Source organism: Companilactobacillus sp. HBUAS56275, assembly GCF_036913655.1.
Classification (GTDB): Bacteria; Bacillota; Bacilli; order Lactobacillales; family Lactobacillaceae; genus Companilactobacillus; species Companilactobacillus pullicola.
The window spans coordinates 510,762-523,223 of record NZ_JAYKKK010000001.1; the positions used below are offsets into that span (position 1 = coordinate 510,762).

General features: G+C 35.7%; 9 protein-coding genes. 2 read left to right on the top strand and 7 right to left on the bottom strand.

The features are described from left to right. Position 1: 1 nt before the first annotated feature. The 4 genes from U8526_RS02350 to U8526_RS02365 all read right to left on the bottom strand — a co-directional run bounded on the left by U8526_RS02350 (position 2) and on the right by U8526_RS02365 (position 5,540). Positions 2-1,762: a glycoside hydrolase family 13 protein gene (locus U8526_RS02350; RefSeq protein ID WP_334340368.1), complete on the bottom strand. Its 1,761-nt coding sequence runs from the start codon at positions 1,760-1,762 to the stop codon at positions 2-4. Between the two features lie 132 nt (positions 1,763-1,894). Beyond that, the gene (locus U8526_RS02355) at positions 1,895-2,758 is read right to left on the bottom strand and encodes a sugar ABC transporter permease (protein ID WP_334340369.1); all 864 of its coding nucleotides are present in this window, start codon (positions 2,756-2,758) and stop codon (positions 1,895-1,897) included. A 3-nt stretch (positions 2,759-2,761) separates the two neighbouring features. Continuing rightward, positions 2,762-4,111: a carbohydrate ABC transporter permease gene (locus U8526_RS02360; protein WP_334340370.1), complete on the bottom strand. Its 1,350-nt coding sequence runs from the start codon at positions 4,109-4,111 to the stop codon at positions 2,762-2,764. Positions 4,112-4,283: 172 nt separating this feature from the next. Further along, positions 4,284-5,540, bottom strand: a complete 1,257-nt coding sequence (locus U8526_RS02365; protein ID WP_334340371.1) for an extracellular solute-binding protein — start codon at positions 5,538-5,540, stop codon at positions 4,284-4,286. A 1,034-nt stretch (positions 5,541-6,574) separates the two neighbouring features. On the opposite strand from U8526_RS02365, the gene U8526_RS02370 reads away from it, so the two are divergent. Beyond that, complete coding sequence (locus U8526_RS02370) at positions 6,575-7,255, top strand: transposase (RefSeq protein ID WP_334340372.1); 681 nt, start codon at positions 6,575-6,577, stop codon at positions 7,253-7,255. Further along, entirely contained in the window at positions 7,252-8,145 is an 894-nt protein-coding gene (locus U8526_RS02375; protein WP_334340373.1) for an IS3 family transposase, read from the top strand. The genes U8526_RS02370 and U8526_RS02375 overlap by 4 nt, the downstream gene beginning before the upstream one ends. 122 nt (positions 8,146-8,267) lie before the next feature. Here U8526_RS02375 and U8526_RS02380 read toward each other — a convergent pair whose 3' ends face one another. The 3 genes from U8526_RS02380 to U8526_RS02390 form a co-directional block, all read right to left on the bottom strand. Next, positions 8,268-9,560 carry an alpha-amylase family glycosyl hydrolase gene (locus U8526_RS02380; RefSeq protein WP_334340374.1) on the bottom strand — a complete coding sequence of 431 codons (1,293 nt, stop codon included), beginning with the start codon at positions 9,558-9,560 and terminating at the stop codon, positions 8,268-8,270. A gap of 14 nt (positions 9,561-9,574) precedes the next feature. After that, a complete protein-coding gene (locus tag U8526_RS02385; protein WP_334340375.1) occupies positions 9,575-11,233 on the bottom strand; it encodes a glycoside hydrolase family 13 protein in 1,659 nt (552 codons plus the stop codon). 94 nt (positions 11,234-11,327) lie between these two features. Beyond that, positions 11,328-12,275: a LacI family DNA-binding transcriptional regulator gene (locus U8526_RS02390; protein ID WP_334340376.1), complete on the bottom strand. Its 948-nt coding sequence runs from the start codon at positions 12,273-12,275 to the stop codon at positions 11,328-11,330. Positions 12,276-12,462: the final 187 nt, after the last annotated feature.

Here is a 12,462-nt window from a genome sequence, read left to right on the forward strand (position 1 = left end):
TCTATTTAAAAATTACAAATCCCTTTGGATCCAATACAGTTGAATCCGTATTATTTTCTGTTAAGTTACTCAAAAGAACTTCACCACTAGCATTTACAGTTTGTTTTTCAGAACTAGTGTTAAAAATACCTGTTATTTTTTTGCCATCTAAGAGACGACTAAGCATCAAAATGCCGTTATTCCCTTGAGAAACATCCCAATCCATTGAACCTTCAGATAATATCTGATGATCTTCTTTACGAAACGCTACCAAGTCTTTGAAAAATTCATATAAATTCAAATCTTGATCCTTTTCATCCCAGATCATGCACTTACGACAGTCAGGATCGTTTCCACCTGTCATACCGTATTCATCACCATAATAAATACATGGAACTCCTGGTTGCATGTAAGTGAAGGCTAAGACTTGTTTTTCTAATTCTTTGTCGTCACCAGCAACTGTCAAAATTCTAGCAGTATCATGTGAATCCAAAACATTAAATTGCATCTGATCAGTTTGCTTACGATAGAGCATCAATTGATTATTGATTTCAGAAACAACCTTAGGCACTGTCATTTCATGTTTAATGAAGAAATCTTTAATCAAATCAGTATAAGCATAGTTCATTACAGCTGTGAATTCATCACCGTTCAACCAACTTTGAGATGAATGCCATACCTCGCCCAAAATATAAAAGTCTTTCTTTGACTCATCACAGACACGACGGAAGTCTTTCCAGAATGAGTGATCAATTTCATTAGCAACATCTAGTCTCCAAGCGTCAATATCAAATTCATCAATCCAATACTTAGCAATATTCAACAAATATTTCTTAGCTTCTGGATTGGCTGTATTGATCTTAGGCATATGTGGTGTTGTAGCAAAAACGTCATATGTGATATCAGTAGCATCCTCAAAGTTCTTACCTTCTTTGTAAGAAACAGGGAATTTATTGATATGGAACCAATCAGCATACTTAGAGTCTTTACCATTCTTGATAACATCTTGCCATTGTGGTGAATTGTCTCCCATATGATTGAAGACCGCATCAAGCATTACCTTAATACCACGTTTATGACATTCATCGACTAACTTCTTGAAGAGCTTCTTATCGCCGAAACTTGGATCAATTTCCATATAATCGATCGTGTCATATTTGTGATTTGAGTGTGCCTTAAAGATTGGGCAGAAGTAAATTCCGTTGATACCTAAATCAACAAGATGATCCAAATGATCGATTACACCTTGTAGGTCACCACCGAAAAAGTCTTGGGCAGCTGGATCTTTAGATCCCCATGGTAATGTATTTTCAGGATCATTAGTTTTATCACCGTTAGCAAAACGTTCTGGGAAGATTTGATACCAAACTGTATTCTTGACCCATTCTGGAGCCTTGAAGCGATCGATTTCGTGGAAGTATGGCATTCTGAAATAATTATTTCCCTTGTTCACTGATTTCTCATTGAATGGAAAAGCTCCTTGATCGCCATATAGAATTTCAGTTCCATCACGACCAATTATTTGAAAGGCATAGGACATACGATTGAATGGTTCTGTTGTTTCGTATTCCCAATAATCAAACAAATCAGTTGATAATGTCAATTTCATTGGTACTGGCTTTTTATTCCAGTGTTCTTTATCCATAGAATAAGTATCGCCGTGTAAAAGATTAACGCCAATAGCGTCACCTCTAGCTGTTCTGATTCTCAAATGCATGAGACCTTTTTTGTATAAAAATGCGTATTCACTTTCGGGACGATGATAAATTGCTGCTGTATTCATTAAAAATTCCACCTTTTTTGTGATTTAAATAATAAAAAGGGACTTGCATTAAATAAATTCAATACAAAATGTAGTGAGTTAATTTTATGCAGGTCCCTAATAGTATAGAAACTATTTTTATGATCCTCGAAACTATTTAACAGAACCAGATGTAATACCTTCTACATAGTACTTTTGCATATAAATGAATAGTAATGTAATAGGAATTGCAATAAGCACACATCCAGCGGTAAATGTCATAAACAATGAGTTAGCAGTTGTCTTGGTCATCATTGAGTACAAACCAATGGCAACTGTATAATCCTTAACGTCATCACCCATGATGATCTTAGCAAAGATGAAGTCCATCCATGGACCCATGAAAGCCATCAAAGCAGTATAAACGATGATTGGTTTTGATAGTGGCAAAGTGATCTTAGTAAAGATCTGCCATTTATTAGCACCATCGATCATAGCTGATTCATCCAAAGCCATAGGAATTGTATCGAAGAATCCTTTGGCAACATAGAAACCAAGTGCAGCACCTGATGAGTAGATAAGAACTAAAGCTACAAGACTTTGTGTTAAGTTAACAGCTTTAAGAATGTAGTAAACAGCAATCATACTCATGAATCCAGGGAACATATTTAGAACCAAAGCAATTTTCAAGAATGGTCTTCTCATCTTAAAACGTAATCTTGATAGTGAGTAAGCCATGGCAATAGTGATGAATGTTGAAAGAATACAACTGAAAACGGCAACGATAAATGTATTTATGAACCAACGTACAAATGGGAAGTTACCAGTTGCATCAGTGATTAATTTTACGTAATTTGAAATTGTGAAACTCTTAGGTATGATGTATGGAACGAAAGCTCCACCTTCTGCTCTGAAACTAGTTAGAACGATCCAAGCAATTGGGAACATCCAGACGATGGCCATAATTGTCAGGATGAGGTAAATTAAGAAACGAGTATTTCTTCTTTTTGTCTTATAATTTTCATTTTTAAGTTCCATACTCTATCCCTCCTTGTAAGAATTTGTATGCGTGTATGCCCAAAGACTGAACACAGCTGAAAGAATGAAGATCAAAATACCAATAACTGAAGCTAAATTGTAATCCATGGTATTAACTGTCAAATTATAGAGCCATGTAACAAGCAAATCAGTTGATCCGGCACCATAGTAATTTGAATTTGATGGTCCACCACCAGTTAATAGGAAGATAACATTGAAGTTGTTGATATTTCCGATAAATTGTTGAATCAATGATGGCATCATAACAAACAAAATTTGTGGGAATGTAATTGCCTTAAAGATTTGGAGCTTATTAGCACCATCCATTTCAGCAGCTTCGATCTGTTCTTGATCCAAGTTTTGAATGATACCTGTTGAAATTAACATTGTAGTTGGAATACCAATCCACATATTAACGAAGATAATTGAAACCTTAGCTAAAGTTGGATCTGACAAGAATGGAATTGATGTTGTAATCCAACCTAAGTTCTTAAGTAACGCATTGATAGGACCAGCGTCATTTAAGAGGTTATGCATGATCAATAATGAAACAAATTGTGGAACAGCAATTGTAATAACAAAAATTGTTCTCCAGAACTTCTTGAATTTAATACCTTTAGCATTAATCAATAATGCAAGGATTACACCGAAGAAGAAACATGTGATTGTTGCAAATACGGCCCAAATCAATGTCCAAGCTAGAACTGGGAAGAATGTTGAAGCCATATTACCAGTAATAACATTACCGAAGTTAGCAAATCCAACCCATGAGAACAAATTCTTTGGTGGTAAATGAACGTGATCATAATTTGTAAACGCAATTGAAATCATGTAAAGCAATGGCAAAATAGTAAAGAACAAAACACCCAATAGAGGAATTGTCATTAATGTCATATGGAAACGTTCATTAAGTAAACTGCTCATATCTTGTCTGAATGTAGGTACTGGTTCGCCAGCAGCCTTTAATTCATAGATATGTCTTGCACTTCTCAAGTTAACGATATACAACACTATCATTACTATACAGAGGAGAATTGCAGCAATACCGAATAGTAAGAGCAACATTGAGTTGTCACCTTGCTGCAAGACGTCGATCCCCAATTTGGCGTCATAATGTAAACCTTGTTTCTTAGTACCTAATGTTTGAAGCATTGCCAAGGCATGGATACCATTGCGGATAAACCAAGCTAAGAACCCTACTTCAGCTAATAAGAAGATACAACCTTTAACAATTTGTTTATTGGCAAAGTTAGCAGCACCCATAATAATAAAGGATAATTTTGTGGCTACGTCGCCTTCTTTGATCAATTCTCTATATGTTATATGTTGTTCTCCGTAACTTTTCTTAAACATATAATCGCATCCTTAATTTCTCTGAAACATCTATCCCAGTAGAATAATTTCCGAATAATTGGTGAAAGAAAAGATTCCTACACCTCCCACAGATAACGACTGTGACCTAGGTCATGCCGTTATCCTAAGAAAGCTCAGAATCTATTCGGTATTCACTATTAAAAAGTAAGTCCTAGTTAGCCTTCTTTGAAGTATCTTTGACAAATTTATTCAACTTATCTTGATATTGTGCAGGTTTGATCTTGCCCTTGTATGTATCGTTGATTAATGAGTCCATTGGTGGCCAGAATGAGATGATTTCTGGTAACTTAGGCATAACAACGGTATGGTTAGCATCTGACATTTGTAGAACTGATTTAGCAGTTTCATCCTTTTGTACTTCTGGTAATGCTTGAGCAGTCTTGTTTGTTGGAACAACACCATTCTTTTCAAATTCAACCTTTTGTGTAGCTTCGTTTGATAGATATTTAGCTAAAGCGATTGAAGCAACTGGTGATTTAGTTTGTTGGTTAACACCATAAACTTTAACACCCAAGAAAGCCTTCATTTGTGTATCGCCATTACCAAAGTTTACTGTTGGGTATGGTGCAACAGCCATGTTCTTACCTAGAGCCTTCTTAACATCGCTCTTTGACCATGGGCCTGATAAGAATGCATCGATCTTACCTGATTGTAGGTTTGAAAGTGCAGCATCACTTGTTTGTACGACACCTGAATTTTGTTTTTGTTTAGCGATCCATTGTAGAACTTGAACACCTTTATCATTGTTGATGTTTGTTCCCTTTAGATTTTCACCATTAGAACCGTAAATTTGATCACCATTGCTTAAGAATAATGGAGCGAAGATATAGTTGGCACCGGCATCACCAAAGTTTGTTCCCAACTTACCTTTAGAAGTCATTGTGTCCCAGTTAGTTACATCTTCTGCTGAAAGTTTTGACTTGTTGTAGTAAAGAACTTGTGATTCAACACCATATGGGAATCCGTAAACCTTACCCTTATATGTAACACCATCGACAGCTGATTGGATGTCGTTCTTCTTCATTGTTGCAACATCTTTCTTACCAACTGGATATAGCAAACCAGCTTCAGCCATTTGTCCGATTTGATCATGTGGCATCATGAAGACATCAGCAGCCTTTGAAGGGTCTTTGGAAACATCCTTCATAGCATCGGCAGATGATCCAGACTTAACAGTTACGTGAATCTTAGGGTTGGCCTTTTCAAACTTCTTGACCTGACTCTTGATTGCAGCGATATGTTCTGTATCGATCCAGACCTTGATATCACCCTTCATTTCAGTTCCACCTGCGGTAGAACTACTACTACTTGAACTACTACTCTTACTTCCACAACCAGCTAATGTCATCAATGACATGCTGACAATCAAACTACTAAGAAGTAATTTTTTCCAAACATTCTTTTTCATCGATTTTCCCTCCTATAACTTGCGGAACTAATAATTCATATCGATTACATTTTTAATATTAAACCATTTCGGGCTCTTTGCAACCGTTTTCAGACTGTTACCGATAACAACCGTAACATCTACTAATTGACTTGCTTATTTAGAAATCAAGCATTTGCAATTTTAATTCTTTTTACCATCAAAAAAGCTGCCCAGAACCTTGATATAACGGCATTCTTTCGTTAACACTCACAAAATCCAATGCTTTTCGCGCTTTACAGTGATAAATTACCCTTTTTCTATGGTATAGCCAATTCTCAATCGTGATTGGTGATCCATTGTAAAGAAATTCTCGTAAGAAAATGAGATTTCCTCAAAATACCGATCAAATGCTTAAGCAATTGGCTTTATTTTTTTACTAAAAATAATATTTTTCAGTAAAATAACCGAATTTCCATCGTAAAAGCAATTTTATGAAAACTGTTCTCTTGGAAGATTGGTTAAATTGGGAGATATGCTTAAATTCCCGTCCTCCACAACAAGCCCGATTGGTCTGGACTAAATAGCACTTTGATTATTTAATTCGGCTTCTTCTCTATTTTTAAATTAAGAATGGTATTCATACTATTGATAATTCTGAATGATAGAATGACAAGACTACCTGTCCAGATTGAGGCCAGCAGAATTAATAGGAATCAATAAATTATTATTGAAAAACTATTCTATTTTAGATTTAAAACAAAAAAACAGTGTCTACCAAAACTCCTTCTGTAACGGAGATTTGAATAAACACTGTTTTTTAAACTTAATAGAATTGGAATAAAACAATTGAAACACTATTTAGTCTGGAATAAAAATTGGGAATGACTTCAGCCGTGAAATCATTGTTAATGGCTCTGCCATTTACAATGAGGCCGAGCTTGGAAATCCATTATTTTGCACGAAGTGTAAAATAATTAGCTTCAAGTCGCGCCCACGGCGTTCTGCTATAGTCCCTTTATGGTTGACATTTGAAATGGAATAAATTCAAGTGAAAATCAGAAAGGAATTTTTTTATGAGAAGATACGAACCAGAGTTCAAGATCAAGGCAGTTAAGGATTATCTGAAGATGAAATCGGAGGTAGTCTTTGCGGAGTATTGCCGATCTATTGAAGTAAGTTCCTCCACTGTAAAAGGATGGCTTGTCCTATTTAATGGTTATGGAGAAAAAGGTTTAAGATCACAAGCGCCAAAAAAGTATGACTATGAGACAAAGATTCAAGCTACAAGTGCCTATTTAAACGGAGAAGGAACACTCGATGAAATAGCTATAAGATTCAAGTTACGTTCTTCTAAACAACTGAGATATTGGATCATACAGTATAATAATGACAAGAATCTAATCAAGGCAACGCCTGTTAGAAAGAAGGTCATTACTATGTCAAAGAAAACCACCTTAGAAGAAAGAATAGAAGTAGTTGAGTATGTCACTCTTCAAAAGCACTCATATACAGAGGCCTCAGTACATTTTCATGTTTCTTATCAACAAGTTCGTAATTGGGTACTGTTAGTGAAGAATCAAGGATACTCTGCCCTCGCTGATAAGCGAGGACACAGAGGATACGTTAAAGAAAAAGATTTAACTGAAACAGATGAGTTAAAGTTAGAGATCAAACAACTTAAAGCAGAATTAAACAAACGTGATGCCATAGAGGCGTTTGAAAAAAAATTCAACGAAATCCAGCGTGGGGAGTGAGAAAGCAACGTAGACAAGCTTACCAAGCAATAAAGGAAGCTTGTCAAAATCATCATGGATGGGAAACCATCTTATTGAAATACGTTGGCGCTAGCCGACAAGCTTATCACAAAGGTATCAATCGTAAACAGACAGTTCAGGAAAAGCAAGATACAATCTTGAAAACCGAAGTTAAGCGTGTATATGAAAAACATAACGGTAGTATTGGTGCGGGTAAAATACTAACTAATCTTAAACATGAAAACAAATTGGGATTCAAAATAACCTTAAAAAAAGTAAGACGGATAATGAAAGAACTGTGTATTGCTTGTAAGGCACGTGTGAAAAAGGTAAATCGACAAAAGAAAGAAGAACAATATATTCAAGACAACCTATTAAATCAAAATTTTAGTGCTACGAAACCAAATGAAATATGGTTATCAGATTCAACACAATTAGAGTACGGTTTAAAAGAAAAACATAAAGTTCGTCTAAGTGGAATATTAGATCTTCATGGACGTTATCTTTTAGGTTATATAATAACGCCTACTGAAACAGCAGAAGCCGAAAAAGCAATGTTTGAAGAAGTGTTTGAAAAAGTCGGTGAAGTACATCCTATAGTCCACACAGATAGAGGTCCCGCATATGTGTCACTAAGTTTTAATAAACTTTTAGCACAACACCAAGTTACTAGAAGCATGTCCCGACCAGGGACACCCTTTGATAATTCACCGATGGAACGTTGGTGGAATGACTTCAAATTAAGATGGATGAATCTTCATCCTACCCCAGCTACGCTGGAGGACTTAAAGAAGTTAGTTGAAGAAGGGATAGACTATTTTAATAATTATGATAGATCAGACAAAATAAATGGCCTTACTCCGGCAGAGCACCGGAGTAAAGCCATCTAAACATATTTTATAATTTCACTTTTTTTGAAATGTCAACTTGACGTGGCATAGTGCATTCCAAGTCATTCCCAATTTTTGTGGAAGACGGGAATTTAAGCACATTTCCGCATACAACCTAATTTTTATCTAGCCTTACCTTCAATAATAATTGGATCATAATCAATAGTTAAAATACCATTTTGAACGTTAACTAATGAGTTATCGATCAAATTAGTATATTGATCGCTTCTTACATTAACTTTGGCACGGCCTGGTTGACCTTTCAAAGTGAATAGGCCGACTCTGATCTTATCGCCATCTGTATATGTTACTTTAACAACATCATTATCCAATGCTTCAATCTCATAATTGCCAGCATATTGAATTTCATCTTGACTCAATTCATGCATTCTAACCATCAAAGCACTAAGATCCATCTTTTGGTCTTTCCAATCGATCTTATCTTTATCAAATAGACTTGGTGTGTGCTTCATACCGGCTTCTTGTCCAGCATAGATCAAAGTTGAACCTTTTTGGAACTCGGAGAAAGCTGTCCAGTTGAACATATCATTCTCGTTGATAAACATCTTGTGAGCTCTGACTTGATCGTGATTTTCCAAAGCACGCATCTTAATGTAATTCTTTGGATAAATATATTCTTGTTGATCCAAAGCTTCGATATAACGTGCCAAAGGAATCTTGTCATTGACATATTTACGCCAAATTTCGTCAACATCATAGTCATATGTCATATCGAAAGCTTGATACATTTCACTATCTGATTCAGCGCAGAAACCTCTATTTCTCAAATATTTAATGTAGCCACCACCAGAAGTTTCAGCTAACCAAACCATGTCTGGGTTAACTTTGGCAACTTCTTTACGAGCTTCTTTCCAGAAATCAAGTGGAACTTGTGGTGCTACGTCACATCTGAAGCCATCAACTAAATCAGCATACTTCTTGAGGGTCTCAATTTGATACTTCCAAAGATCTTTATGTGAGTAATCCAATTCAGCAACATCTGTCCAATCAGGATTCTTGTTCATTAAATTGCCCATATGATCACGTAAGAACCAACCTGGATGTTCTTTTAAAAGAACTGAATCACGTGAAGTATGGTTGTAAACGATATCAATCATCAACTTCATACCCATGTCATGAACTTTCTTTGAAAAGTGAACAAAATCATCCCATGAACCGATCTTTGGATCGATTGAACGATAGTCTTTAATTGAATAAGGTGATCCTAATTTACCTTTACGATCTTTCTTACCAATGGGATAAATTGGTAAAAGCCAAATATAATCTGTTCCTAATTCCTTGATACGTTGCAAGTCATCCTCTAATGCTTTGAGGGTTCCTTTTTTAGTATGATTTCTTACAAAAACACTATAAATTTGAGCTCTTCTTAGTTTAATATCAGTATTGTCTGCCATAATTTACACCCCTACTATATTTTTGATTCCAAAGCACAGCTTCCCCAAGGATCAAGCGTTAACTCATTGTTATTTAATTTAACTTGATTAGCCAACACTTTTCTCCATTTTGCCTCTGGTAAAGTAAATTTCTTCACTTTATCGGAAAAATTGGTTACAACAATGCCCTTGTTATCTCTTGTTTGACGCAAGTATGCATAAATCTCTGGATCAGTGATCAATAATTGATAATCACCATTTGTAAAACAATTGTGTTTCTTCACACTTAATAAATTTTTGTAAAACGCTACTAAACTCTTAGAATCCACTAACTCATTTTTCACGTTTGTGTCGTCAGTTTGACCCCAATTCCATGGTTCTTTAGTTGAAAAACCATTAAATTGTGAATCATCCCACTGCATTGGTCCACGTGCCGTCATTTCATCCTGATTGTTCAGTAACTTTAGAATCTCTTCATCTGCAAAAGACTTTTTACGCAAGGTATTAATTAAATCTACAGCTCTCTGGTCGTCAAAATCAGAAACCTGTTGATACTTCAAACCGTGCATCCCAATCTCTTCACCGTAATAAATGATGGGCATACCACGTTGTAAATACATCAAGGTTGCCAAAAGTTTACTTACATCCTCATTATCAACGGGTAAATTCAGTCGATCACGTAAGCGACTAATATCGTGATTTCCCCAAGTTAACGTTGGCAAGCTGATGTCTGCTAGGACACTTTCCCAGGTCACATAAGTTTTCTTCAAACTATCAAGCGACAAACGCCTAGTTTGGAAAAATCCAGGTATCTCTGGATTGCTCTCGTCATAAACTTCACCATAATTTCCGGAGTTAACGACTACATCACAACCGTCTTCATCTGGTCTAGTATATTCCGCCGCGTCTAATGCATTAGCTGAAGATGCTTCACCAAACAAGAAAGTATCTGGTTTAAAGTCCTTGATTTCTCTAACAAAAGTTGCTAGATAATCTTTGACTCTTGGCAATTTGGCATAAAATGTATCATCAATTGGGAATTGTTCGCCTTGATTTAAGGAATTCTGTTCCAAGTTAGCTTTAGCGATATGAATGAATGCGTCTAATCTGAACCCATCGACACCCTTTTCAATCCAAAACTTAGCAATATCAGCAATTGATTTACGTACCTCTGGATTCTTCCAATTTAAATCAGGCATTCTTTTGTCGAAGAGATGGAAATAATATTCATCTTTGTCATTAGGATTCTTTTCCCAAACACTGCCGCCAAAGAATGAACCCCAGTTGTTAGGCTCATGTCCGTCAACTTGTTTGTGCCAGATATAGTAATCCTTAAAAATACTATTTGGATTACTGATCGCATCCTTAAACCAAGGATGTTGATCTGACGTGTGGTTGATTGGCAAATCAAGAATTATATGTAATCCCAATTTATGTGCCTTATCCATCATTTCTGTAAAATCGTCCATATCCCCCAGAATAGGATCGATTGCAAAATAATTGGAAACGTCATAACCGTTATCAACTTGTGGTGACACAAAAATTGGATTAAGCCAAATAGTATTAAAACCTAAATTCTTAATATACTCTAAATGCTTGATTACTCCTTGAAGATCTCCGATACCATCGTCATTGGTGTCCTGAAAACTTTTGGGGTAAATTTGATATACGATTGCTTCATCATACCAGTCCAAAATAAACGGCCCCCTTTTTGTAAGCCCTTACAACTCAGTATAAAAAAGTAAGCCCCACAACCGCAAGGCTTTGTTTGATGTTATCGGTAACAGTTTAATCCCTTAAAGTACCGCCTAAACTGATCTTAGGTTCGAAGACTAGGGACCCCTGTGATTCACCACTTTTTATCTTATCTAAAAGTACTTCGCCACAGGCACTACCCATTTGGATGATAGATTGCTTGATCGTAGTTATCTTCGGTGAAGCAATTTGATTCAAAAAGACACCATCGAAACCGGTTACACCAAAGTCATCAGGAACTTTACCTCCACAACGAACAATGGCCCGTTCAACTCCTATTGCAAGACGATCAGACGCACAAATAAATGCCGTATTTTTGGGAATCTTCTCCCAATTTTCTCTGACAAAATCTTCTGACAGATGACTATGATTACCAAAACGATGTAATTCAGGAACCATTCGTTTCTCTTGAACCTGTTGTAAATAGCCGGCTTCACGTGAATATTCAAAAGACTCTTTACTATCAATACCTACATAGATCAGCTTTTCATATCCTTTTTTCAAAGCTAGCTGTGATAACAAGTAAGTACCCGCTTTATTATTTGTATCAACAAAGTCAAAACCATAACGATTTTCGCCGAATAATACTACTGGTTTCTTAAGATTCTTGATCCAATCAACGTCGCTGATGCGCATTCCTGTAATAATATACCCATCACAATTACCAATGTCGAAATTACGACGTGTAACCAATTGTAGAGAATATTGATGTAGATCCAAAGTTTTAGCGATTCCAATCATCAAGTTCATATAATAAGGTTCAGTTGTATCAATATCTTCCAAAATACATAACTTAATAATTCTTGTACTGTTATTAGCTAAAGCTTTAGCAATTACATTAGGGTGATAGTCCAACTCACGCATTGCTTCATAGACTAATTGTTTTAGTTCGTCTGTAACCTTATCCGGATGATTAATTACTCGTGAAACCGTCATTTTTGAAACATTGGCTTTCTTTGCTACATCTAATAAAGTGGTCATGAAATCCCCTCCATACATCACACGTTAATTATATAACACTTTAAAAGCCCTTTCAGGAGCTTTTTTATAAAATTAAATAAATAGCATTTTTAATATTTAAAATTTGATTAATTCAATTTAAAACAATTTAAATAAGCAACATGTTTGAACATCTTCTATAAATGAGCAAGAATCTAATCGAATATTA